The sequence below is a fragment of the Pseudomonas fluorescens genome, assembly GCF_000967965.1.
GTDB lineage: Bacteria > Pseudomonadota > Gammaproteobacteria > Pseudomonadales > Pseudomonadaceae > Aquipseudomonas > Aquipseudomonas grandcourensis.
On record NZ_LACC01000025.1, the window covers coordinates 73,822 to 96,414 of the forward strand.

Annotated in this window: 25 protein-coding genes, 1 tRNA gene and 1 pseudogene; 22 read left to right on the forward strand and 5 right to left on the reverse strand. The window is 57.9% G+C overall.

Going from position 1 to position 22,593, the window contains the following annotated elements:
- Positions 1-11: 11 nt before the first annotated feature.
- The 3 genes from VC35_RS20225 to VC35_RS20235 are packed head-to-tail and all read right to left on the reverse strand — an operon-like array spanning position 12 to position 3,595.
- The gene (locus VC35_RS20225) at positions 12-593 is read right to left on the reverse strand and encodes a cob(I)yrinic acid a,c-diamide adenosyltransferase (RefSeq protein ID WP_046042199.1); all 582 of its coding nucleotides are present in this window, start codon (positions 591-593) and stop codon (positions 12-14) included.
- A 2-nt stretch (positions 594-595) separates the two neighbouring features.
- On the reverse strand, positions 596-2,632 hold the full coding sequence (locus VC35_RS20230; protein ID WP_046042201.1) for a sensor histidine kinase: 2,037 nt from the start codon (positions 2,630-2,632) through the stop codon (positions 596-598).
- Between the two features lie 45 nt (positions 2,633-2,677).
- Complete coding sequence (locus tag VC35_RS20235; protein WP_046042202.1) at positions 2,678-3,595, reverse strand: putative 2-dehydropantoate 2-reductase; 918 nt, start codon at positions 3,593-3,595, stop codon at positions 2,678-2,680.
- 135 nt (positions 3,596-3,730) lie between these two features.
- Here VC35_RS20235 and VC35_RS20240 point away from each other — a divergent pair, with 135 nt between their 5' ends.
- Together VC35_RS20240 and VC35_RS20245 are read left to right on the forward strand one after the other, a co-directional pair.
- Positions 3,731-4,216 (forward strand): YajQ family cyclic di-GMP-binding protein, encoded by a 486-nt coding sequence (locus VC35_RS20240; RefSeq protein ID WP_007990750.1) that lies wholly within the window; start codon positions 3,731-3,733, stop codon positions 4,214-4,216.
- 136 nt (positions 4,217-4,352) lie between these two features.
- Positions 4,353-5,195 carry a mechanosensitive ion channel family protein gene (locus VC35_RS20245; RefSeq protein ID WP_046042203.1) on the forward strand — a complete coding sequence of 281 codons (843 nt, stop codon included), beginning with the start codon at positions 4,353-4,355 and terminating at the stop codon, positions 5,193-5,195.
- 141 nt (positions 5,196-5,336) lie between these two features.
- Here VC35_RS20245 and VC35_RS20250 read toward each other — a convergent pair whose 3' ends face one another.
- Positions 5,337-6,680 carry an OprD family porin gene (locus VC35_RS20250; RefSeq protein ID WP_046042204.1) on the reverse strand — a complete coding sequence of 448 codons (1,344 nt, stop codon included), beginning with the start codon at positions 6,678-6,680 and terminating at the stop codon, positions 5,337-5,339.
- Positions 6,681-7,591: 911 nt separating this feature from the next.
- Here VC35_RS20250 and VC35_RS20255 point away from each other — a divergent pair.
- Both VC35_RS20255 and VC35_RS20260 read left to right on the forward strand, forming a co-directional pair.
- Positions 7,592-8,017, forward strand: coding sequence for an HIT domain-containing protein (locus VC35_RS20255; RefSeq protein ID WP_046042371.1), 426 nt, complete (start codon positions 7,592-7,594; stop codon positions 8,015-8,017).
- 3 nt (positions 8,018-8,020) lie between these two features.
- Positions 8,021-8,227, forward strand: a complete 207-nt coding sequence (locus VC35_RS20260) for a SlyX family protein (RefSeq protein ID WP_008052459.1) — start codon at positions 8,021-8,023, stop codon at positions 8,225-8,227.
- A 64-nt stretch (positions 8,228-8,291) separates the two neighbouring features.
- Here VC35_RS20260 and VC35_RS30215 read toward each other — a convergent pair whose 3' ends face one another.
- Positions 8,292-8,894: a cold-shock protein gene (locus tag VC35_RS30215; protein WP_008052457.1), complete on the reverse strand. Its 603-nt coding sequence runs from the start codon at positions 8,892-8,894 to the stop codon at positions 8,292-8,294.
- Positions 8,895-9,148: 254 nt separating this feature from the next.
- Here VC35_RS30215 and VC35_RS29585 point away from each other — a divergent pair.
- The 18 genes and pseudogenes from VC35_RS29585 to VC35_RS20350 all read left to right on the forward strand — a co-directional run.
- Positions 9,149-9,217 (forward strand): annotated as a pseudogene (locus VC35_RS29585) (DNA starvation/stationary phase protection protein); the annotation flags it as partial.
- Positions 9,218-9,433: 216 nt separating this feature from the next.
- Complete coding sequence (locus VC35_RS29065; protein WP_080925346.1) at positions 9,434-9,769, forward strand: ribbon-helix-helix domain-containing protein; 336 nt, start codon at positions 9,434-9,436, stop codon at positions 9,767-9,769.
- A gap of 136 nt (positions 9,770-9,905) precedes the next feature.
- Positions 9,906-10,127, forward strand: a complete 222-nt coding sequence (locus VC35_RS20275; protein WP_032829812.1) for an FmdB family zinc ribbon protein — start codon at positions 9,906-9,908, stop codon at positions 10,125-10,127.
- Between the two features lie 121 nt (positions 10,128-10,248).
- Positions 10,249-12,024, forward strand: a complete 1,776-nt coding sequence (aspS, locus tag VC35_RS20280) for an aspartate--tRNA ligase (RefSeq protein ID WP_046042205.1) — start codon at positions 10,249-10,251, stop codon at positions 12,022-12,024.
- Between the two features lie 128 nt (positions 12,025-12,152).
- The gene (locus VC35_RS20285; RefSeq protein ID WP_046042206.1) at positions 12,153-12,899 is read left to right on the forward strand and encodes a YebC/PmpR family DNA-binding transcriptional regulator; all 747 of its coding nucleotides are present in this window, start codon (positions 12,153-12,155) and stop codon (positions 12,897-12,899) included.
- Positions 12,900-13,057: 158 nt separating this feature from the next.
- Entirely contained in the window at positions 13,058-13,582 is a 525-nt protein-coding gene (ruvC, locus tag VC35_RS20290; protein WP_046042207.1) for a crossover junction endodeoxyribonuclease RuvC, read from the forward strand.
- A 114-nt stretch (positions 13,583-13,696) separates the two neighbouring features.
- A complete protein-coding gene (ruvA, locus tag VC35_RS20295; protein WP_046042208.1) occupies positions 13,697-14,305 on the forward strand; it encodes a Holliday junction branch migration protein RuvA in 609 nt (202 codons plus the stop codon).
- Positions 14,306-15,367, forward strand: a complete 1,062-nt coding sequence (ruvB, locus tag VC35_RS20300) for a Holliday junction branch migration DNA helicase RuvB (RefSeq protein WP_046042209.1) — start codon at positions 14,306-14,308, stop codon at positions 15,365-15,367. It abuts the gene before it with no gap.
- A 127-nt stretch (positions 15,368-15,494) separates the two neighbouring features.
- Entirely contained in the window at positions 15,495-15,962 is a 468-nt protein-coding gene (gene ybgC, locus VC35_RS20305; RefSeq protein ID WP_008052449.1) for a tol-pal system-associated acyl-CoA thioesterase, read from the forward strand.
- Positions 15,952-16,647, forward strand: coding sequence for a protein TolQ (gene tolQ / locus VC35_RS20310; protein WP_008147369.1), 696 nt, complete (start codon positions 15,952-15,954; stop codon positions 16,645-16,647). The genes ybgC and tolQ overlap by 11 nt, the downstream gene beginning before the upstream one ends.
- Positions 16,648-16,670: 23 nt before the next feature.
- Entirely contained in the window at positions 16,671-17,123 is a 453-nt protein-coding gene (tolR, locus tag VC35_RS20315) for a protein TolR (protein ID WP_162135951.1), read from the forward strand.
- Positions 17,123-18,202, forward strand: a complete 1,080-nt coding sequence (gene tolA / locus VC35_RS20320) for a cell envelope integrity protein TolA (protein ID WP_046042213.1) — start codon at positions 17,123-17,125, stop codon at positions 18,200-18,202. The genes tolR and tolA overlap by 1 nt, the downstream gene beginning before the upstream one ends.
- Before the next feature lie 17 nt (positions 18,203-18,219).
- Positions 18,220-19,500, forward strand: a complete 1,281-nt coding sequence (gene tolB / locus VC35_RS20325) for a Tol-Pal system beta propeller repeat protein TolB (protein WP_167362903.1) — start codon at positions 18,220-18,222, stop codon at positions 19,498-19,500.
- Positions 19,501-19,552: 52 nt separating this feature from the next.
- Positions 19,553-20,050, forward strand: coding sequence for a peptidoglycan-associated lipoprotein Pal (pal, locus tag VC35_RS20330; protein ID WP_003178634.1), 498 nt, complete (start codon positions 19,553-19,555; stop codon positions 20,048-20,050).
- A gap of 6 nt (positions 20,051-20,056) precedes the next feature.
- Positions 20,057-20,896 carry a tol-pal system protein YbgF gene (ybgF, locus tag VC35_RS20335; RefSeq protein WP_046042214.1) on the forward strand — a complete coding sequence of 280 codons (840 nt, stop codon included), beginning with the start codon at positions 20,057-20,059 and terminating at the stop codon, positions 20,894-20,896.
- Positions 20,897-21,062: 166 nt separating this feature from the next.
- A complete protein-coding gene (queE, locus tag VC35_RS20340) occupies positions 21,063-21,710 on the forward strand; it encodes a 7-carboxy-7-deazaguanine synthase QueE (RefSeq protein ID WP_007995628.1) in 648 nt (215 codons plus the stop codon).
- A gap of 1 nt (position 21,711) precedes the next feature.
- A complete protein-coding gene (gene queC, locus VC35_RS20345) occupies positions 21,712-22,404 on the forward strand; it encodes a 7-cyano-7-deazaguanine synthase QueC (protein WP_046042216.1) in 693 nt (230 codons plus the stop codon).
- A gap of 63 nt (positions 22,405-22,467) precedes the next feature.
- A tRNA-Lys gene (locus tag VC35_RS20350) sits at positions 22,468-22,543 on the forward strand.
- Positions 22,544-22,593: the final 50 nt, after the last annotated feature.

Genomic DNA, 22,593 nt, shown 5'->3' on the forward strand with positions numbered 1-22,593 from the left:
ACGGGCGCCGACTAAACCTCAGGTTTCGCCGCAGGCTGCCAAAGAATCTCCGGCACCCCCTGACGCTTGGCAATCAGCCGCGCCACCACAAACAGCAAGTCCGACAACCGATTGATGTACGCCAGGCCAACCCCGGCCAACGGCTCAATCGCATTGAGTTGCTGACAGCGCCGCTCTGCGCTGCGTGCCAGACTGCGGCAGACATGAGCCTGAGCAATCAGCATTGAGCCACCGGGCAAGATGAAGTTTTCCAGCGGCCCCAACTCTTCATTCCACACATCGATCGCCGCTTCCAGTCGTTCGATTTCCGCTGCATTCAACGCCTGATACACCGGCATCGCCAGTTCGCCACCCAGATCAAATAACCGATGCTGGCAGGGAGCCAATACCTCGATCACTTCGTTCAAGCCTGGGAACTGGACAGTTTTCGCCGTCAACCCGGCCAGAAGCACCCCAACCTGGCTGTTCAGCGTATCGACCTCGCCGATTGCTTCAATGCGCGGGTGATCTTTCGGTACGCGACGACCATCGCCCAGCCCGGTCTCGCCTTTGTCGCCAGTGCGGGTGTAAATCTTCGACAAACGAAAGCCCATGGTTACCTCGATAGCAGATTGAGTTGTTGCGAGACGGGCGGCGTGCTCGCCAGGGGCAGGCGCAAGGTGAAGCAGGTGCCTTGGCCCAGGGTCGATTGCACTTCCATCTGCCCTTTGTGGTTATTGGTGATGATGAAGTACGACACCGACAGCCCAAGTCCGGTGCCCTGGCCGATTTCCTTGGTCGTGAAAAACGGCTCGAAGGTCCGTTTGCGCACGCTTTCGCTCATGCCGACGCCGTTGTCCTCGACCTGAATTTCTGCCCATGGCGGATTCAGTCTGGTGCGCAGAATGATCCGCCCCGGCTCGCTGTCGTCTTCGCGCTGGTGGATGGCTTGCGCGGCGTTTTTCAACAGGTTGAGCAGCACTTGCTCCAGTTCGTTGGCGGTGCCTGGGACCGGTCCCAGGGCTGGATCGAACTGGCGAATGATCGCCTGGCCCTTGAAGTCGAAACCTATTGCCAGGTCGAAATCGTTACCGGCGATCTCCACTGCCTGGTCGATCAGGGCAGGCAAATCGCACGGGGCCATCTGGCGGGTGCTGCGACGACTGAAACTGAGCATGTGGGTGACGATTTTCGCCGCCCGGGCACCGGCCTGCTGGATGCCGTCGAGCAACTGTGGCACTTCGCGCACTTGCAGATATTGATTGACCGTCGCCAGTTCGATGCCGGCCTGTTCGGCCACTTCAAGGTTCTTCGGTAAATCGGGGGACAGGCGTCGGCGAATGTTTTGCACGTTGTGCAGGATCGCACCCAGCGGGTTGTTGATCTCGTGGGCCATGCCGGCGGCAAGACCACCCACCGAAAGCATTTTCTCCGACTGCACCATCATCTCTTCCAGGGACAGGCGCTGGGTGATGTCGTCGATCCGGATCACCACGCCACGCCCGGCACCACCCATTAACGGATAGAAAGTCAGGGCGTAGTGGCGGGGGTCGTCGTCCTTGAGCCAGGTGACACGTTCGATCTTGGCCACCGTATGCTGCTCGACCGTTTCCTTGAGTTGCGGCAGGAACGGCTTGAGCGGTTCGAAAGCGAGGAAGATAGGCTGGTTCAGGGCTTCATCGAGGCGCGTGCCGGACAGGGCAGTGGCTTCCTGGTTCCATTGCGTCACGTAGAGTTGTTCGTCGAGGGCGATCAGCGCCGACGGCATGGAGTCGATGATGCTGTTGAGGTAGTTCTGGAAACCGGTGAGCTTTTTCTCGATCTTGCTGCGCACCTGGACTTCGAGCTCCAGTTTGCGGTTGGTATGGCGGGTTTCTTCCGCCAGACCCTGAGCCTGGTCGTAGGCTGCCTGGGAGTCGTCCCTGGCCCGCTTGAGTTGCTGCTCCCTGGCCTCGATCCGCGAAAGCATGGTGTTGAACGCCTCGGCGAGGCTGCCGATTTCATCGTGGTTTCCGCGCGAAGCACGCAGTGCGTAGTTTTCTTCACGGGTTACCTGCCGGGACAATTCTTCGAGCTGGTGGATCGGCCGGGTAATCAGGCGCTTGATCTGGCGGGCAATGATCAGCCACAGCAGCACGCTGAAAATCAGGATGCCCAGACTGGCCGTCAGGGTCCCGGTGTAGAACGCCACTGGCAGTTCGCTCGTGGCCACCAACAGCAGGTGCCCTGGTGCCGCATCGGTGCGGGGCAGGGGGATGACTTGGTTGGTACGAAACTCGGTGGCCTGCCAGTCTTCGATATGCCGGAAACGCTTCGGCAGTTCCAGGTTGTCGCCATGCTGCAATTGCGCCAATCGCTCACCCTTTGCGTCATACAGGGCTGCCGCGCGCAAAGGCGAATAGCTGTTGAGTTCATTCAGCAGGCGTTCGGCGCTTTGCGGTGACTCCAGGGCTTCGGAGGCCAGGCTCGGGTTGGATACCAGCCGGCCGATGGTCTGCAGGGCTTGGGGCGCCATGCTTTCCTGGGAGATGTAGTAGGCGGCGCTGATAAAGGTCAGGTTGGCAACCAGCAGGACGGTGACCATCAGTACCAGCAGGGCGGCCAGCAGTTTCTGGCCGACGGGCAGGTTTTCAAGACGCTGGCGCAATGGCATCGGATTCATCGCAGACAAGGAACAAGTGGCCAGCGTAGCCGCTGCTCAGTCGCTGGGCAATCCAAGGCTTTGCAGGCGTGCGATCAACCTTGCCTCAAGCTGATTGAGGTGAGGCAGATTCAGTTGATGGCGCCCGGCTACTTTGCAGACGTAACCGAGCAGGTAGCTGATTTCCGTGCGGCGCTGGCCTGTGACGTCCTGATGCATCGAGGAGTAGTTGGCTGCGGTGGCGTGGATCACCCGTTCGACTTCCTGCTGCAGGTTTTCGGCCGCTGCCGGCTGGCCACAACGCTCGAGCAACTCCACCAGTTCACCGCACAGGGTGGCGACTTCGCAGTGATGTTGCTGCAAACCGCCGTTGCGGCAATCGTGCAGCACCGTCAGCGGATTGATCGCACAGTTGAGGGCGAGTTTGCGCCACAGCCTGGTCAGGATTTCGGTGCTCCACTCGTGGGGGATGCCGGCAGCGCTCAAGTCATCGAGCCAGATCGGCGCCACCGGATGGCTCGCATCCCCCAGCCAGGTGAAGCCATGCCCGGCAAACACCGCGCGCCAATCGCCGTCGCGGAAGGCACCCTCGGTGCTCGAGGCATAGATGCAGCGTGCCTGAGGAACCTGTGCGGCCACCGCGTCCTGACTGCCCAGGCCATTTTGCAGCAGGATCAGTTCGGCGCCTGGGGCCAGGCGTGGCGCCAATTGAGCCACTGCACTTTCGGTGTCGTAGGCTTTACATGCCACCAGAAGGCGGTGGATCGGTTGGGGACTGTCGGCTGTCTCGGCGGGCACGGCATAGAGTTGCGCCTCGCCGTGTTCCACCAATGTCAAACCACCGGCCGTCTCATAGGCCTGCAGTCTCGCGGTGTCCCGCAGGATCAGCCTGACCGGCACTCCAGCCCGTGCCAGACGTGTCGCCCATAAAGTGCCGAGGCTGCCGGCGCCCAGTACATGCCAGGTGGTGGACATCAGCTTTTTACTCTGTTTAAGGCGTGCATCGGCAGCTCGCAGTGAATGATGGGAAAGACCCGTTATAATCAGCGCGGATTTTAACCGCAAGCCAGGCGTGCTCCATCAGTGCGCCTTTAAATTTGGAGAGATTACATGCCGTCGTTCGACGTGGTATCCGAACTGGACAAACACGAAGTCACCAACGCGGTCGAGAACGCCGTCAAGGAACTCGATCGTCGTTATGACCTGAAAGGCAAAGGCAGCTTCGAGTTCAAGGAAAAAGACCTGACCGTCAACCTGACCGCCGAAGCGGATTTCCAGCTCGAAGCGATGATTGAGATCCTCAAGCTGGCGCTGGTCAAGCGCAAAATCGACGTGCAGTGCCTTGAAGTCAAGGACGCGTTCGCGTCAGGCAAGCTGATGAAGCAGGACGCCGTCCTCAAGGAGGGCATCGACAAGGAGCTGGCGAAGAAAATCGTCGCCCATGTCAAAGACGCCAAGCTCAAGGTCCAGGCGGCCATTCAGGGTGAGCAGGTGCGCATCACCGGCAAAAAGCGTGATGACCTGCAAGAAGCCATTGCAGTGCTGCGGGCCAAGGAATTCGGTATGCCGCTGCAGTTCAACAACTTCCGCGACTGAGTCTGAAAGCGGGAACCTCTTGGCGTTTGCGACGTCGCAGATCCAAGCACGGCAGAAACGATTGAGCCCGTCGCGGTTCGATCTTTCTGCCGCTTTTTTTACGCATGCCGGGTAGCCGGAAAACAGGAGAGAGTAGATGGACTTAAATGCCGAGGTAGACAATCTGGTCAAGGTATCCCAAACCTGGATCCCGATGATCATGGAATACGGCAGCCGTGTATTGCTGGCGATCATCACCCTGGCCATCGGCTGGTGGCTGATCAACAAGGTCACGAAAAAACTCGGCGGCCTGATTGCATTGCGTAATGCCGACCTGGCGCTGCAAGGCTTTATCAGCAGCCTGGCGAACATCATCCTCAAGATCCTGCTGATCGTCAGCGTGGCCTCGATGATCGGTGTGGAAACCACTTCGTTTGTGGCCGCGATCGGTGCGGCGGGTCTGGCCATTGGCCTGGCCTTGCAGGGCAGCCTTGCGAACTTCGCCGGTGGCGTGCTGATTTTGCTGTTCCGTCCGTTTCGCATCGGTGACTGGATCGAGGCTCAGGGTATCGCCGGTACTGTCGACAGCATCCAGATTTTTCATACCGTACTGCGTACTGGTGACAACAAGACCATCATCGTGCCTAACGGCAATTTGTCGAACGGCATCATCACCAACACCAATCGTCAGCCGACCCGTAAAGTCGTGTTTGATGTAGGCGTTGATTACGAAGCGGACCTGCAGAAAGCCCGTGAAGTTTTACTGGAATTGGCCAAGGACCCGCGAGTATTGGCAGATCCGGCACCACAGGCGGTTGTTTCTACCCTGGGTGACAGTTCGATCACACTTTCGCTTCGTGTCTGGGTAAAGACTGCCGATTACTGGGACGTGATGTTCATGTTCAACGAACTGTCCCGTGATCGTCTGAGAGAGGCGGGCATCGATATTCCATTTCCGCAGAGGGTTATTCGTGTGGTTCGGGAGTCGGCGGTGCAGTAATGGGGTGTGCGGTTAGTGCCTGACTTCTTGGTCAGGCATGTACTGCAGAGTCTGTTTGGTTAAATGTTGTACAGCAGACAACGAAAAAGGCCCATCCGAAGATGGGCCTTTTTTTGATTACCGCAAACTAACTTTCTGTGATTACAGAATGTTGAGCGGGTAGTCGGTGATCAGGCGGAACTCAGAGATATCGCCTTCGCCTTCGTCAGCATTGGCGGTGTGCCATGCTTGGCGGATGCGGAAGGACAGATCCTTGGCTGGGCCGGATTGAACGACGTACTTGGCTTCCACGTTGGTTTCGTGGTGTTTGCCGTCTGCACCGTACAGAGGGTTGCCATTGCTGTCGCGGTATGTGCTGTTGGCAGCCAGACCGGTACCGTCGATGTTCCAACCATTCACGTAACGGACCATGAAGCTCAGGCCAGGTACGCCGTACTCGGCCATTTTCAGGTCGTAACGGGCTTGTACCGACTTCTCGCCAGGGGCGTTGAAGTCAGAGTACTGGATGGAGTTGGCGAGGAAAATCGAGTCGCCACCACGGTTGTTGTCACCCACACCGATGTAGTCGAACGGGGTATCGCCGTTGACCTTCTGGAAGGCCAGGGTCAGGGTGTGCGCTTTCAGGAACGAGTAAGCAGCGGCCAGCGAGTAGGCGGTGTTGCCGATGTCGCCTGCTTTAGCGTTACCGGTATCCTTGGTGTTGTAGATGTTACCGTCGAAGTTGATCGAGTTGTCGCCGCCCAGTGCGAGGGTGTAGTTCGCGTTGGCGTAGTACTGGTTCCAGACGTCTTCGAGCTTGGCACCGTAAAGCGATACGCTCAGGTCCGGGGTAATGCCGTACTTGCCACCGAAGTAGTCGATGGAGTTGGCTGTCACGCCAGCGTAAGTAGCGAACAGTTCGCCGTCACGAGCGTTGCGGTCCTGGCTGGTTGCCGAGTAGAAGTGACCGGCTTCGAGGTCGAGGTCTTTGACTTCGCTGCTCTGCAGTTGGATACCGCTGGCAGTTTGGTGAAGGATGCGGGAGCCGCCAACAGCGAACACCGGAGAAGTGCTTGGCTGCATGTCGCCGATTTTCAGCTCGGTCTTGGAGATGCGGAACTTGGCGGCAGCGCCGGCTTTGCCCTGGCTGTTGTTAACTTCGCCATCAGAGTCCACGGACATGTTGCCGGAACCTGCATATTTGTCGGAACCGTCCAGCTTAATGGCCAGTTGGCCCCAAGCTTCAACGCCAACACCGATCAGACCTTGGGTGTAGCCCGAGCTGTACATGCCCTGAATGCCCTGGGTCCAGTCTTTGTCATCGACTGCGCCGTCTTTCTTGTTACGGTTGTAGTAGTAGTTGCGAACCAGCAAGTCGAGTTTGCTGTCTTCAACGAAACCTTTGGCTTCGGCCTGGTCGCTTACGAAAGGTGCGGCTACTGCCAACTGAGTACTGGCTGCTGCTGCAACTGCCAGTGCGATCATGCTCCACTTCATCACGCGCATCGTGATTTGCTCCTTTGGTTTTAGAAGAGTACTGCCGTCCCACCTGTTTTATTATCTGGGCGGCTCTTTCTTTTTGTGTCGGCGCAAACTTATATCACGCCGACAATGTTGGCGATACTTGCGTATCTAACCTTTCGCCTTCTTTACGACCCTGTCGCAAATAGCGTGGTAGATGTCGCAAATTTCCAGCTCCGACGCAACCGGGCGGACAACTTTAATGCTGTTTTCTGCGCCTTGCCGTCGGTAAAAAGAGTCCTGGTGAAACGTTTGAATCTCCATCGGGCTACCTTGCCACTATTTTTTTTGCCTGAGTGTCTCCGCTTCCAGCGGGTGCCACATCGGGCGATGTTGGGTATGAATGCAACAAGCGTGCACAAATTCGTGTTTTGTTACGCTTTTTTTCCAGTTGACTGCCAAGTGCTGTAAAAACCTCATAAAACCGGGGGTTCAAGCGCTTTTAGTTTTGGCTTGACGCCTTGCCTGGCATCATGTTGCGCCCCTTTCATCGACAGCCTGGCAATCAGAAATGTTACCGGTTCACCCCACCACTGAGTAAATGGCGGATGTCGAAGCGTTCAGCGTAGACCCACTGTGCGGTTTTGGTGCAAAAAAATTTTAGCCTTGTATTGAATTCATCTCTGTCGGCCGCTTGCCTGAAGCGAGCTCTTTCTTGCTGGTCAGTCATTTCGGCGTTTTTTGCCTGCTATTCGGTTCTGTAATGGTGCGCGGCAGCGAAAATCGTCCCATCCGGGGGCGGCTGTCATCTTTTCGCTGGCGCTCGTGGCCTCGATGCAAGGTTCGCCGTGAAGCGTGCGCCGTTCGCAGGTATGCTGCCGTCCGGTCGCTTGGTGCGCTGTTCCGTCAGGATGGGCGCTAAGCTGAAAAATGATGACCCGGCGGGAGTACGCGCAGTGTTCGCTTTAGATCCACGACTTCAACAAGACACGTTACCGATCGGGGACTTTCCGCTCTGCCGGTTGCTGCTGTCCAACGATTCGAACTATCCCTGGTTCATCCTGGTACCTCGTCGCGAGGCTATCAGCGAGATATTTCAGTTGGATGTCGCAGAACAGCAACAGCTTTGGCAGGAAACAACTGCGCTGTCGCAAGTGCTCAAGGACGCGTTCGATGCGGACAAGTTGAATGTGGCGGCGCTGGGCAATGTCGTCAGTCAGTTGCACATGCATGTGATTGTGCGCAAGCGTGAAGATGCTGCCTGGCCTGCACCGGTATGGGGTAAGCATCCTGCAAAACCCTACAGTTCGGAGCAGATCGCCGCGATTCGCGAACGTTTGCGCTTGATTTTGGCCGATGACTTTACGTTTCTGGAGGGCTGAATCATGAGCCTGGAAGAACGCGTTACCGAGCTTGAAAGCCGTCTGGCGTTTCAGGATGACACCATTCAGGCATTGAACGATGTGCTGGTGGCGCAGCAGCGGGTGGTCGAGCGTCTGCAGTTGCAAATGGCCGCGCTGCTCAAGCGGCAGGAGGAAATGGTCGGGCAGTTCGAGTCATTCGAAGAAGAAGCGCCGCCGCCGCACTATTAAGCACGTTGCAGGCATGAAAAAACCGCGGACAGCTGGGCTGTGCGCGGTTTTTTTTGGCCTTGAATCAGCGGCGCGGCAGTGCGGCGATCACATCTTCGGCTTGCAGGCCCTTGTCACGATTCATGACGGAGAACTCCACGCGCTGGCCTTCGACCAGGACGCGGTGGCCTTCACCGCGAATGGCCCGGAAGTGGACGAAGATATCGTCGCCGGAATCGCGGGAGATGAAGCCGAAGCCTTTGGACGTATTGAACCACTTGACGGTACCGGTATCGCGGTTGCTCATGTCGTAGCTTGGCGAGGCGGCAGCTGGTGACGACTTGTAGAAGCTGATGCCCAGGTGCAGGGCAACGGCGATCAGGGCTGCGACCAGGCTGAACAGTACGGCGGGTTGACCGGCGATGACGGGCATCGGTGCGATCAGCGTCAGGGTTTGCAGGACCACGCTCAGCACCAGCAGGGCGCTGACCAGGTTTTGCAGTTGGTGGCGCGGGCCTTTGTTCCAGTAAGGGATGACAGGCGCAAGTGTGAGATTGAGCAGGCCGAAAAAGGCCAGGTACAGTGCGTCAGGTTGTTGCAGGTAAGGTAGGGCTTCGGATTGCAGGCTAGGGATGAAGGACAGCAGCAAGGCCGCTGCGCCTATCAACAGATGGACGATTTTCAACATTTTGATTAACTCACGTTAAGACAGCTCACAAGGAAGAGCTGATGGCGCACGGTTCGCTTCAAGATAATAAAGAGGCGTTGGACACGTACCCGGTATCAGCCTATGCGCCGTGCCCGGAAAAAATAGGCACTGGCGACACGCTGTCTATTTAACAGCAAAGCCGCAGGCTACTCAAATCAGGGCGTCCGGCGGCTCTTTTGGGGGCAAATTGCCGCAGGTTGCCCCAAGTTACGGGACTGCGGTACCTATCTATGGCCGATTTGCTGACCCGGCGTATGCAGGTGCATGAAAAAACGGCATGGATGCTTCGCGCTCTTCTTTCCTACACAATTCCATACGGTGCTTCTGAAGGGGGCATCGCTTTGCTGCGTGGGAAAATGTCCGGAGTAGGACGTTCTCCAGGGTCTGCCAAAAGTTGTTGGCTTATCCTACGTCGAGGGTCATAAAGTCGGCTGGAAAATACCTTTGCATCTGCGTTTTTATAAGTCGACAGACAGTTGCGCTTAAAGAAACCAGGATGGCAAAGGAGTGTCAGCGTTATGGTTTATGAAAGGCAAGAAGAGGGGCGATGCGGTTCGCACAAGGATGTAAGGGTTGATCCGTTTGTTCGCGAGTTCGATATGGGGCTGGCCCAGCCCTTGTCCCGCTCCGTACGATTGAATGGCTTCGCCACCTGTTTGCGGCTTGAGCAGGTTTATTGGGATATTTTGGGGGAGATGGCCCGGGTCAATGGTTGCTCGGTCAATAACCTGCTGTCTCATGTGGATCGCGAAGTTCACTTGCGTCACGGCGGGGTAAGGAACTTCAGTGGATTGGTGCGGGTTGTCTGTGTCGTGCACAGTCTCAAGAAAGGGGGTTGCATCGCCACGGCCTAGTCTGGACGGCGAAAGCAGCAGAGTGTCGGTCTGTGCAGTCTTACGGCTGCACAGGCCGCATTTAATGGATATAATCCCGCTCTTTGCCGCAAAACCCTGCGTGTGCGGTAGCAATCTGATCGCCGAGATAACCTCCATGCCGATGTACGATTATCAATGTGCTTCCTGTGGTCATCAGTTGGAAGCCATTCAAAAGATCAGCGATGCACCGCTGGTCGACTGCCCTGCCTGTCAGGCGCCAGAGCTTAAAAAGTTGCTGTCCATGCCGGGCTTCCGCCTCAGCGGCACGGGTTGGTACGAAACCGATTTCAAGACCGGTTCCAAGAAGAACCTGGCCGGCGGCGACAAAGCTGACTAAGGCCCGGCCCCTGAGTTGTGACCTGAGTTGAACGACACGCGTGGGTTCTTGCATCATCCTGTAGCGGATGTGCCCAAGGCCTCCAACCGAATTTCGAATTACGAGAAGTGAAACCACGACCATGATGCGCAGCCATTATTGCGGCCAACTGAACGAAAGCCTGGACGGCCAGGAAATTACCCTTTGCGGATGGGTCCACCGTCGCCGTGACCACGGTGGGGTGATTTTCCTCGATATCCGTGATCGTGATGGTCTGGCCCAGGTCGTGTTCGATCCGGACCGCGCTGAAACCTTCGCCGCTGCCGATCGCGTGCGCAGCGAGTACGTCGTGAAGATCACCGGCAAGGTTCGCCTGCGTCCGGCCGGTGCGACCAACGCCAACATGGCGTCGGGCATGATCGAAGTCCTGGGCTACGAACTGGAAGTGCTGAACGAGTCGGAAACCCCGCCGTTCCCGTTGAACGAGTTCTCCGACGTCGGCGAAGAAACCCGCCTGCGCTATCGCTTCCTCGACCTGCGTCGCCCGGAAATGGCCGAGAAGCTACGTCTGCGTTCGCGCATGACCACCAGCATCCGCCGCTTCCTGGACGAGAACGGCTTCCTCGACGTCGAGACGCCGATCCTGACCCGTGCCACCCCGGAAGGCGCACGCGACTACCTCGTGCCGAGCCGAACTCATGCCGGTTCGTTCTTCGCCTTGCCGCAATCGCCGCAGCTGTTCAAGCAACTGCTGATGGTGGCCGGCTTCGATCGTTACTACCAGATTGCCAAGTGCTTCCGTGACGAAGACCTGCGTGCCGACCGCCAGCCGGAATTCACCCAGATTGACATCGAGACCAGCTTCCTCGATGAAAAAGAGATCATGGGCCTGACCGAGCAAATGATCCGCAACCTGTTCAAGGAAGTGCTGGGCCTGGAGTTCGGCGAGTTCCCGCACATGACCTTCGAAGAAGCCATGCGCCGCTACGGTTCCGACAAGCCAGACCTGCGTAACCCGCTGGAACTGGTGGACGTTGCCGATCAGCTCAAGGAAGTCGACTTCAAGGTGTTCAGCGGCCCGGCCAATGACCCTAAATGCCGCATCGCCGCACTGCGCGTGCCTGGCGGCGCGAGCATGCCGCGCAAGCAGATCGACGACTACACCAAGTTTGTCGGCATCTACGGCGCCAAGGGCCTGGCGTACATCAAGGTCAACGAGCGCGCGAATGGCGTTGACGGCCTGCAATCTCCGATCGTGAAGAACATCCCTGAAGCCAACCTCAACGTGATCCTGGATCGTGTTGGTGCAGTTGACGGCGACATCGTGTTCTTCGGTGCCGACAAGGCCAAGATCGTCAGCGAAGCGTTGGGCGCATTGCGCATCAAGCTCGGTCACGACCTGAGCCTGCTGACCTGCGAATGGGCTCCGATGTGGGTCGTTGACTTCCCTATGTTCGAAGAGAACGACGACGGCAGCTTCAGCGCCTTGCACCACCCGTTCACCGCGCCGAAGTGCTCCCCGGCGGAGTTGGAAGTCAACCCGGCGGGCGCTCTTTCCCGTGCCTACGACATGGTGTTGAACGGCACCGAGCTGGGTGGCGGTTCGATTCGTATCCACCGCAAAGAGATGCAACAAGCGGTCTTCCGCCTGTTGGGCATCAACGAAGCGGAACAGGAAGAGAAATTCGGCTTCCTGCTCGACGCCCTGAAATACGGCGCGCCGCCGCACGGTGGTCTGGCCTTCGGCCTGGACCGTCTGGTGATGCTGATGACCGGCGCCCAGTCGATCCGTGAAGTGATCGCCTTCCCGAAAACCCAGAGCGCGGCAGATGTCATGACTCAGGCTCCGGGCCAGGTAGATGCCAAGGCATTGCGCGAACTGCACATTCGTCTGCGCGAAACGCCTAAGGCCGAGTAAGGCTGACCTGAAGGGCGCATCTGCGGATGCGCCCTTTCTTTATAGATAGAGCTGTTCAAGATTTTTGTTTGCCGGCTGGCGCAATACAGCGCAGCGGGCAATGTTTCAAAGAGAATTCGGAGCGAGTTATGGCAGGTCATTCCAAGTGGGCGAACATCAAGCACCGCAAAGAACGTCAGGATGCCAAAAAAGGCAAGATTTTCACCAAGTGGATTCGTGAACTGACTGTCGCGGCCCGCCAGGGCGGCGGTGATCCAGGTTCCAACCCGCGTCTGCGCCTGGCGTTGGACAAGGCCCTTGGCGCGAACATGAGTCGCGACATCATCGATCGGGCAGTCGCCCGTGGTGCCGGTGCCGCCGATACCGACGACATGGTCGAGCTGACCTACGAAGGCTACGGCCCGGGTGGCGTCGCAGTGATGGTCGAGTGCATGACCGACAACCGTAATCGCACCGCCGCCGCTGTTCGCCACGCGTTCAGCAAATGTGGCGGCAACCTCGGGACTGACGGTTCGGTGGCCTATCTTTTCGAACGCAAGGGGCAGATCTCCTTCGCTGCTGGCGTTGACGAAGACGCACTGATGGAAGCCGCCATGGAAGCCGACGCCGATGACGTGGTGACCAACGAAGACGGTTCGATCGACGTTTTCACCTCGTTTGCCGGGTTCTATTCCGTGCGTAACGCACTGGAAGCGGCGGGTTTCAAAGGTGACGACGCGGAAATCGTCATGCTGCCGACCACCAGCGCCGAGCTCGATCTGGAAGGCGCCGAGAAAGTCCTCAAGCTGATCGACATGCTCGAAGACCTGGATGACGTGCAAAACGTCTACTCCAATGCGGACATCCCGGAGTCGGTGGCGGCACAGCTCGGTTAAGGGCGACCAGGATTCATTGTGGGGGCGAGCCTGCTCGCGAATGCGGAATTTCAGGCAGCATCGTTGCTGAATATGAAGCCGCTTTCGCGAGCAGGCTCGCTCCCACATTTGTTATTCGTTGTATTGAATTTCGTGCTTTTACTTAACCCGCAGGCGTTATGACTTTAATTCTTGGTATCGACCCCGGTTCGCGCATCACCGGTTACGGTGTGGTTCGTGATACCGGCCGTGGCTGTGAGTACGTCGCTTCCGGTTGTATTCGCACCGGTGCCGGCGAGCTGCATGAACGTCTGCAGATTGTCTACCGCGGGGTGCGGGAGATCATTCAGACTTACCATCCGGTGACCATGGGGATCGAAAAGGTGTTCATGGCCCGTAACGCCGATTCCGCCCTGAAACTGGGGCAGGCCCGTGGCGCCGCCATTGTGGCGGGCGCGGAAGAAAACCTGGAAATTGCCGAATACTCCGCGACCCAGGTCAAGCAAGCGGTGGTTGGCACCGGTGCGGCTAATAAAGAGCAAGTGCAGATGATGGTCATGCACATGCTGAAATTGACCAGCAAACCCCAGATCGATGCGTCGGACGCCCTGGCGATTGCGATCTGCCATGCTCATACCCGCTCCAGTCTGCTGCCCCACGGTCTGGGTGCTGCACGCAGTCGTGGCGGGCGTCTGCGTCTCTGATAGCATCAGCAATCATTTTCATGGAGTGAGGGCGTTCCGCCTGGGTTGTCGGCGGTAATCCCTCGCTCTATCAGTCGCTGGCCAAGAGCTGGCCAACGCTCAAGGATTTGTAACGTGATTGGACGTTTGCGCGGCACCCTGGCTGAGAAGCAGCCTCCCCATCTGATTCTGGATGTAAATGGCCTGGGCTATGAACTTGAAGTGCCCATGACGACCCTGTACCGCTTGCCGTCGGTCGGTGAGCCGCTAACCTTGCATACCCATTTGGTCGTGCGCGAAGACGCACAGTTACTCTATGGTTTTGTCGGCAAGCGTGAGCGCGATTTTTTTCGCGAATTGATCCGCCTCAACGGCGTCGGACCGAAACTGGCCCTGGCCTTGATGTCTAGCCTGGAAGTCGATGAACTGGTTCGTTGCGTACAGTCCCAGGACACTTCGGCGTTGACCAAGGTCCCGGGCGTCGGCAAGAAAACCGCCGAGCGCTTGCTGGTGGAGCTCAAGGATCGCTTCAAGGCCTGGGAAACCGTACCGGCCATGTTCGCCCTGGTGCCGAACCAGCCGAATGGGCCGGCTCCGGTGAACACTGCCGAGACTGACGCGGTCAGCGCCTTGATTTCCCTGGGCTACAAGCCACAGGAAGCGAGCAAGGCGGTGTCTGCGATCAAGGAGAAAGATTTGAGCAGTGAAGACATGATCCGCCGCGCCTTGAAGGGAATGATCTAAGTGATTGAAGCTGATCGTCTGATCGCTGCCACGCACAGCCCGCGTGAGCGCGAAGAAGTCCAGGACCGCGCCATTCGCCCGGTCAGCCTGGCCGAATACATTGGCCAGCCGACCGTTCGCGAGCAGATGGAGTTGTTCATTCAGGCCGCTCGCGGTCGTAACGAATCCCTGGATCACACGTTGATCTTCGGGCCGCCCGGCCTGGGCAAGACCACCCTTGCCAACATCATCGCCCAGGAAATGGGCGTGTCGATCAAGAGCACCTCGGGGCCGGTGCTGGAGCGCCCCGGTGACCTGGCGGCGCTGTTGACCAACCTTGAGCCCCACGATGTGCTGTTCATCGACGAAATCCATCGCCTGTCGCCCATCGTCGAAGAGGTGCTGTACCCGGCCATGGAGGATTTCCAGCTCGACATCATGATCGGTGAGGGGCCGGCCGCGCGTTCGATCAAGCTGGATCTGCCGCCGTTCACCCTGGTCGGCGCAACGACGCGGGCGGGGATGCTGACCAACCCGTTGCGTGACCGTTTCGGTATCGTCCAGCGTCTTGAGTTCTACAATACCGCCGACCTGTCGACGATTGTCAGTCGTTCGGCGAGCATCCTCGGTTTGCCGCTGGACCCGGAAGGTGCTTTCGAAATCGCCCGACGTGCCCGTGGCACCCCACGAATCGCCAACCGTTTGCTGCGCCGGGTGCGCGACTTCGCCGAAGTTCGCGCCAAGGGCCACATCACGAAGCCGATTGCCGACCTGGCGCTGAACCTGCTGGACGTCGACGAGCGGGGCTTCGACCACCAGGACCGGCGTCTGTTGTTGACCATGATCGAAAAGTTCGACGGTGGGCCAGTCGGGGTCGACAGCTTGGCCGCCGCCATCAGCGAAGAGCGTCACACCATTGAAGACGTGCTGGAGCCTTACCTGATCCAGCAGGGCTACATCATGCGCACGCCACGGGGGCGGGTGGTGACGCGGCATGCCTACCTGCATTTCGGTTTAAACATTCCGTCACGATTGGGCGAAATGCCCGTGGTAGACGAGTTTCTCGATGCCGCTGACGATTAATTAACATTGCGTGCTGATTTTTTCGGGCAATGTAGGGTCCCAGGACCGTACTTTCACGTGAAAGCCGCAGAACAATGAAAAACAGTTGCCATGCCGGATTGGCAACCTGAGGAGTAAGCACTAGAGTATGCGCGCGCAAAACGGGCTTGAGCCTTTCGCACATCGCTGTCGCGTTTATTACGAGGACACCGATGCGGGGGGCATCGTGTATTACGTTAATTACCTCAAGTTTATGGAACGGGCTCGAACCGAGCGGCTACGAGATCTGGGCTTTGCCCAATCCACGCTTGCCGGCGAGGACCTGTTGTTCGTCGTGCATTCCAGCGAAGCGCGCTACCACGCGCCGGCGCGACTGGATGACGAACTGCTGGTAAGCGCTGAAGTAATCGAATTGAACCGTGCCAGCCTGCGCTTCAAGCAGCAGGTCAGGCGGGCAACGGATAATGTGCTGCTCTGCGAAGGGCAGTTTCTGGTGGCCTGTGTGCGCACTGAAAGTTTGAAACCCCGGGCCATTCCCGAAGCTCTACGAGCGGCCTTTGCCGACGTGAGCGGCGCGGGTACACACTCAAAGCAGGAGATAAAGCGTGGAAGCTAACGTCGTCGACCATTCCTCCATGTGGAGCCTGGTCAGCAATGCCAGTATCGTGGTGCAACTGGTAATGCTGATCCTGGTAGCCGCATCGGTGACCTCGTGGATCATGATCTTTCAGCGCAGCAACCTGCTGCGCGCCGGTCGACGTGCCCTGGAGAGCTTCGAAGAGCGCTTCTGGTCGGGTATCGACCTGTCCAAACTGTACCGTCAGGCCGGCAGCAATCCGGACCCTGATTCGGGCGTCGAGCAAATCTTCCGTGCCGGCTTCAAGGAATTCTCCCGTCTGCGCCAGCAGCCAGGCGTTGACCCGGAAGCGGTCATGGAAGGCGTGGCCCGTGCCATGCGCGTCGCCATTTCCCGCGAAGAAGAAAAGCTCGAGCAGAGCCTGCCCTTCCTGGCCACCGTTGGTTCCGTCAGCCCGTACATCGGTCTGTTCGGTACGGTCTGGGGCATCATGAACTCCTTCCGTGGCTTGGCGACCGCCCAGCAAGCGACCCTGGCCACTGTGGCCCCGGGTATCGCCGAAGCACTGATCGCCACGGCCATCGGTCTGTTTGCCGCGATCCCTGCCGTAATCGCTTACAACCGTTTTGCTGCTCGCAGCGAAACCCTGCTGGGCCGCTACTACACCTTCGCCGACGAGTTCCAGGCGATCCTGCACCGCAAAGTGCACACCAGCGAAGAATAAGCAGGTAATTTCCAATGGCTTTAATCGCTCGAGCTCGCAAAAAGCGCAAGCCGGTCGCCGAGATGAACGTGGTGCCTTACATCGACGTGATGTTGGTGCTGCTGGTGATCTTCATGGTGACCGCGCCGATGCTCAATCAGGGCGTGAAAGTTGATCTGCCCAAGGTTTCCAGCGAAGCCTTGCCGCAGGACAACAACACACAGGTCCTGACCATTTCCATCAAATCCGACAAGACCTACTACTGGAACCTTGGCAGCGAAGTCGACACCGAAAAGCAGCAGGATCGGGCCATGACCCTGCCGCAGATGACTGACGCGGTGACCAAGATCATTCGCGTCGGCAACGAAGGCGGCAAGCGTACCCAGGTCTTCATTCGCGGCGACAAGAGTGTCGATTACGGTTCCGTCATGGGGGCCATGGGCGGGTTGCAGAAAGCCGGGGTCGGTAATGTTGGCTTGATTACCGAGGCGCCCTGATGCAGCAACAGCGAGAGCCGTCCGCCTCGGAAAGCTACTTCTGGCCTAGTGTCTGGGCGATTGGCTTGCACGTGCTGGTGTTCGGCATGCTGTTCGTCAGTTTTGCCTTTACCCCGGAACTGCCGCCGGCCAAGCCGATTGTCCAGGCGACCTTGTACCAGCTGAAATCGAAAAGTCGGGCGACCACCCAGACCAATCAGAAGATTGCCGGTGAAGCGCAGAAATCTGCTGCGCGTCAGACCGAAGTCGAGCAGATGGAACAGAAAAAGGTCGAGCAGGAAGCGGTGAAGGCTGCGGAACAAAAGAAAGAAGAGGCGGCTCAAAAGGCCGAAGAAGCCAAGAAGGCCGACGAGGCGAAGAAAGCGGACGAGGCGAAAAAGGCTGATGAAGCCAAGAAAGCCGACGATGCGAAGAAAACCGCGGAAGCCAAGAAGGCAGAAGAGAAACAATTGGCTGATATAGCCAAGAAGAAAGCTGAAGAAGAAGCCAAGAAAGCTGCGGAAGAAGAGGCCAAGAAAGCGGCCGCTGAAGAAGCCAAGAAAAAGATCGTCGAAGACGCGAAGAAGAAAGCCGCGGAAGACGCCAAGAAGAAAGCTGAAGCTGAAGAGGCGAAGAAGAAAGTCGCCGAGGAAGCGAAGAAGAAAGCTACCGCCGATGCTGCGAAGAAGAAATCGCAGGATGCGGCGCGTAAATCCGCCGAAGACAAAAAGGCCCAGGCCCTGGCAGATTTGCTTTCCGACACGCCGCAGCGTCAGCAGGCCTTGGCCGATGAGCAGGGCGACGAAGTCGCCGGCAGTTTCGATGACCTGATTCGTGCGCGTGCAGCGGAAGGCTGGGCTCGTCCACCTTCGGCACGCAAAGGCATGACGGTCGTATTGCAAATCGGCATGTTGCCGGACGGTACGGTGACTTCGGTCAGCGTGTCCAAGTCCAGTGGCGACGGTCCGTTTGACGCCTCGGCTGTTGCAGCGGTGAAGAATATTGGACGTTTGACAGAAATGCAGGGAATGAAGCCGAGTGATTTCGCTCCGTATCGTTCATTCAAGATGACATTCACACCTGAGGATCTAGCCTTGTGAGAAACCTTCTTCGAGGAATGCTGGTCGTTATCTGCTGCATGGCAGGGATGGCGATGGCAGATGAGAAAAACATTCTGGTTACCAGTGGCAGCGATCGGGCGACCCCGATCGCCGTAGTACCGTTCGGCTTCCAGGGCGGTAGCGTGCTGCCGGACGATATGGCGGAAATCATCGGTAACGACCTGCGCAACTCGGGTTACTACTCGCCGCTTCCAAAGCAGAACATGATCAGCCAGCCGAGCCAGGCCAGCGAAATCATCTTCCGTGACTTCAAGGCGCTGGGTGCCCAGTACGTCATGGTCGGCAGCATTGTGCCGGCGGGCGGTCGCCTGCAGGTGCAATACGCACTGTTCAACGTGGCCACCGAGCAGCAAGTGCTGACCGGCAGCGTGTCGGGCGGCGTTGATCAGTTGCGCGACATGGCGCACTACATCTCCGACCAGTCGTTCGAAAAACTCACGGGTATCAAGGGTGCCTTCTCGACTCGCCTGCTGTACGTAACGGCCGAGCGTTTCTCCGAGAACAATACTCGCTATACCCTGCAACGTTCGGACTACGACGGTGCTCGCGCCGTGACCCTGCTGCAGTCGCGCGAGCCGATCCTGTCGCCGCGTTTCGCACCGGATGGCAAGCGCATCGCTTATGTCTCCTTCGAGCAGAAGCGTCCACGCATCTTCATGCAGAACATCGACACCGGTCGCCGTGAGCAGATCACTAACTTCGAAGGCCTGAACGGCGCGCCAGCCTGGTCGCCGGATGGCAATCGCCTGGCGTTCGTCCTGTCGAAAGACGGCAACCCGGACATCTATGTGATGAACCTGGGCTCGCGTCAGATCAGCCGCGTTACCAACGGTCCCGGCATCAACACCGAACCGTTCTGGGGCAAGGATGGCTCGACCATCTACTTCACGTCCGACCGTGGCGGCAAGCCGCAGATCTACAAGACCAGTGCCGGTGGTGGCGGTGCCGAACGCGTGACTTTCGTCGGTAACTACAACGCCAACCCTAAATTGTCGGCTGATGAAAAGACGCTTGTCATGATTCACCGTCAGGATGGCTTCACCAATTTCAAGGTGGCGGCCCAGGATTTGCAGCGCGGTAGCGTAAAAATCCTCACTGATAGCACTCTGGACGAGTCGCCTACTGTCGCGCCCAACGGCACCATGGTAATCTACGCCACCCGCCAGCAGGGCCGGGGAGTCTTGATGCTCGTGTCCATCAATGGACGCGTAAGGCTCCCGCTTCCTACCGCACAAGGCGAAGTCAGAGAACCTTCCTGGTCCCCTTACCTGAACTGACGCGGCGCTATACGTTGTACTTAACACACTGGGGTTCATTAGGAGTTTCACGATGGAAATGCTGAAGTTTGGTAAATTTGCTGCGCTGGCACTGGCCATGGCTGTAGCTGTAGGTTGCTCGTCCAAAGGCGGCGACAATGCCGGTGAAGGCGCGGTAGATCCAAACGCTGGTTACGGCGCAAACACTGGTGCAGTTGACGGCTCCCTGAGCGAAGAAGCTGCACTGCGCGCTATCACCACTTTCTACTTCGAATACGACAGTTCGGACCTGAAGCCAGAAGCCATGCGCGCTCTGGACGTTCACGCCAAAGACCTGAAAGCAAACGGCGCTCGCGTTGTTCTGGAAGGCAACACCGACGAACGTGGTACTCGTGAGTACAACATGGCACTGGGCGAGCGTCGTGCGAAAGCCGTTCAGCGCTACCTGGTACTGCAAGGTGTTTCCCCAGCTCAGCTGGAACTGGTTTCCTACGGCGAAGAGCGTCCAGTTGCTACCGGCAACGACGAGCAGTCCTGGGCTCAAAACCGTCGCGTCGAACTGCGTAAGTAATTCGTCATGCGAACGTGCCGTCGTGCTGTAACTGTCTTGGCTCTCAGCCTCGCGCCGCTTGCGGTGTGGGCTGCGGTTCCTGTGGTCGATAATGACTCCGGCTATAACAATAGCGGGAGTAGTTATCCGCCTGCAGGTTACGGTACGAACGGCGCCTATGCCGGGGGAGGGGTTTCGGCCCCTGTCTCGGCACAGGGCGAGCTGTTCAACCAACTGCAATCAATGCAGCAACAGATCGAGCGCCAGCAAGGTGCGATCGAAGTTCTGCAAAATGATGTAGCGCGCATGAAGCAGGAAAACCTGGAGCGATACCAGGATCTTGATCGGCGCATAGGAACCGGCGTTGCACCAGCCGCGACTCCTGAAAATTCTTCCACCGGTGGTGATATGAATGCCGCTGGTGCCGCAGCAGGTGCGGCAGCTGGCGCAGCCGCTGCTCAAGCACCTGCCGCGGGTAGCGAACCGGCGGATCCGGCGAAGGAAAAGCTCTATTACGATGCTGCCTTCGACCTGATCAAGGCCAAGGACTTCGACAAGGCCAGTCAGGCTTTTTCCGCTTTCCTGCGCAAGTACCCGAACAGCCAGTATGCGGGCAACGCCCAGTACTGGTTGGGCGAAGTGAACCTGGCCAAAGGCGATCTGCAAGGCGCAGGTCAGGCATTTGCCAAGGTTTCGCAGCTGTATCCCAAGCACGCGAAAGTGCCGGACTCGCTGTACAAGCTCGCTGACGTAGAGCGTCGCCTGGGTCATACCGACCGGGTCAAAGGCATTCTGCAGCAGGTGGTGTCCCAATATCCGGGCACTTCCGCCGCTCAGCTGGCCCAGCGCGATCTGCAAAAAATGTAAGCCTGCTTGATCCGTTTCAAAGAAACCCGCGCTTGTCGCGGGTTTTTTCGTTAGAATTCACGCCCTTTTTATGAAACACGCTTTTAGGGGCCTGCGCTTTGCCGGGGTTCCTTCAAGTGCCTGACGGAGGCGGACAGCCTGTTTAGCTGTTACGCCCGTGGCGACTATGCAAGACACATTGAGAATCACCGAAGTTTTCTACTCGTTGCAGGGAGAAACGCGGACTGCTGGCCTGCCCACTGTTTTTGTGCGCCTGACCGGTTGCCCTCTGCGTTGCCAATACTGCGACAGCGCCTATGCGTTCACAGGCGGAACCATCCGCACGCTCGATGACATCCTCGAGCAAGTTGCCGGTTTTCGCCCGCGATACGTCTGCGTCACGGGCGGCGAGCCCCTGGCTCAGCCCAACGCCATTCCCTTGCTCAAGCGCTTGTGTGACGCCGGTTACGAAGTGTCACTGGAAACCAGTGGCTCCATCGATATTTCGGCAGTAGATTCCCGGGTCAGCCGCGTTGTCGACCTGAAAACCCCGGGTTCGAAGGAAGCGCACCGCAATCGCTACGAAAACATCGAGCTGCTCACGCCTAATGATCAGGTGAAGTTTGTCATCTGTTCGCGAGAGGACTATGACTGGTCCGTTTCCAAGCTGATCCAGTACGGTCTGGATCAGCGTGCCGGTGAAGTCCTGTTTTCACCAAGTCACCATGATCTCAATGCTCGGGATCTGGCGGACTGGGTGGTGGCGGACAACCTGCCAGTGCGTTTGCAATTGCAGCTGCATAAATATCTATGGAATGACGAGCCGGGGCGCTGAAATGACTGAACAACTCAATACTGCTGAAAAACGTGCGGTCATCCTGCTGTCCGGTGGCCTGGACTCGGCGACTGTCGTGGCCATGGCCCGTGCCGAAGGCTACAGCTGCTACACCATGAGCTTCGACTACGGTCAGCGCTCTCACGCCGAACTGTACGCCGCCGAGCGTGTGGCGCGGGATCTGGGTGTGGTCGAGCACAAGGTAATCGGTCTGAACCTGAACGGCATGGGCGGCTCGGCCCTGACCGACACCAGCATCGATATTCCGGAAGAGTTGGGTGAAGGCATTCCCGTGACGTACGTGCCTGCGCGTAACACGGTGTTCCTGTCCCTGGCCCTGGGCTGGGCAGAGGTACTCGGCGCACGGGACATCTTCATCGGCGTCAACGCGGTGGATTACTCCGGTTACCCGGACTGCCGTCCTGAGTTCATCGAGTCGTTCGAGCGCATGGCCAACCTGGCAACCAAGGCCGGTGTCGAAGGCAATGGCTTCCGCATTCAGGCGCCTCTGCAGAACCTGAGCAAGGCGCAGATCGTTGAGGCTGGCGTGAAGCTGGGCGTCAATTACGGGATGACCGTTTCCTGCTATCAAGCTGACGATAACGGCCGTGCGTGTGGCAAATGCGACAGCTGCCGACTGCGTGCGGAAGGCTTTGCGGCGGCCGGAATCAGTGATCCAACCCCTTATTTTTGATTTATTTCAAAATAGGTGTTGAATAGTCCTTAAAAATCAGTATTATACGCGCCACCACACAGCGGGTCGTTAGCTCAGTTGGTAGAGCAGTTGGCTTTTAACCAATTGGTCGTAGGTTCGAATCCCACACGACCCACCATTTTTGTAGCAGTTTTAAAAGTCTGGAAGGCCCACGCAAGTGAGGATTTC

Coding starts and splice junctions, on each gene's coding strand:
- VC35_RS20275 (WP_032829812.1), top strand. CDS start 9,906: ATGCCGATGTACGATTATCAATGTGCTTCCTGTGGTCATCAGTTGGAA.
- VC35_RS20225 (WP_046042199.1), bottom strand. CDS start 593: ATGGGCTTTCGTTTGTCGAAGATTTACACCCGCACTGGCGACAAAGGC.
- VC35_RS20230 (WP_046042201.1), bottom strand. CDS start 2,632: ATGCCATTGCGCCAGCGTCTTGAAAACCTGCCCGTCGGCCAGAAACTG.
- queC (WP_046042216.1), top strand. CDS start 21,712: ATGACTGAACAACTCAATACTGCTGAAAAACGTGCGGTCATCCTGCTG.
- VC35_RS20235 (WP_046042202.1), bottom strand. CDS start 3,595: ATGTCCACCACCTGGCATGTACTGGGCGCCGGCAGCCTCGGCACTTTA.
- ruvC (WP_046042207.1), top strand. CDS start 13,058: ATGACTTTAATTCTTGGTATCGACCCCGGTTCGCGCATCACCGGTTAC.
- VC35_RS20240 (WP_007990750.1), top strand. CDS start 3,731: ATGCCGTCGTTCGACGTGGTATCCGAACTGGACAAACACGAAGTCACC.
- VC35_RS29065 (WP_080925346.1), top strand. CDS start 9,434: ATGGTTTATGAAAGGCAAGAAGAGGGGCGATGCGGTTCGCACAAGGAT.
- VC35_RS20245 (WP_046042203.1), top strand. CDS start 4,353: ATGGACTTAAATGCCGAGGTAGACAATCTGGTCAAGGTATCCCAAACC.
- tolB (WP_167362903.1), top strand. CDS start 18,220: ATGCTGGTCGTTATCTGCTGCATGGCAGGGATGGCGATGGCAGATGAG.
- tolA (WP_046042213.1), top strand. CDS start 17,123: ATGCAGCAACAGCGAGAGCCGTCCGCCTCGGAAAGCTACTTCTGGCCT.
- aspS (WP_046042205.1), top strand. CDS start 10,249: ATGATGCGCAGCCATTATTGCGGCCAACTGAACGAAAGCCTGGACGGC.
- VC35_RS20285 (WP_046042206.1), top strand. CDS start 12,153: ATGGCAGGTCATTCCAAGTGGGCGAACATCAAGCACCGCAAAGAACGT.
- ybgC (WP_008052449.1), top strand. CDS start 15,495: ATGCGCGCGCAAAACGGGCTTGAGCCTTTCGCACATCGCTGTCGCGTT.
- ybgF (WP_046042214.1), top strand. CDS start 20,057: ATGCGAACGTGCCGTCGTGCTGTAACTGTCTTGGCTCTCAGCCTCGCG.
- VC35_RS30215 (WP_008052457.1), bottom strand. CDS start 8,894: ATGTTGAAAATCGTCCATCTGTTGATAGGCGCAGCGGCCTTGCTGCTG.
- VC35_RS20250 (WP_046042204.1), bottom strand. CDS start 6,680: ATGCGCGTGATGAAGTGGAGCATGATCGCACTGGCAGTTGCAGCAGCA.
- VC35_RS20260 (WP_008052459.1), top strand. CDS start 8,021: ATGAGCCTGGAAGAACGCGTTACCGAGCTTGAAAGCCGTCTGGCGTTT.
- pal (WP_003178634.1), top strand. CDS start 19,553: ATGGAAATGCTGAAGTTTGGTAAATTTGCTGCGCTGGCACTGGCCATG.
- queE (WP_007995628.1), top strand. CDS start 21,063: ATGCAAGACACATTGAGAATCACCGAAGTTTTCTACTCGTTGCAGGGA.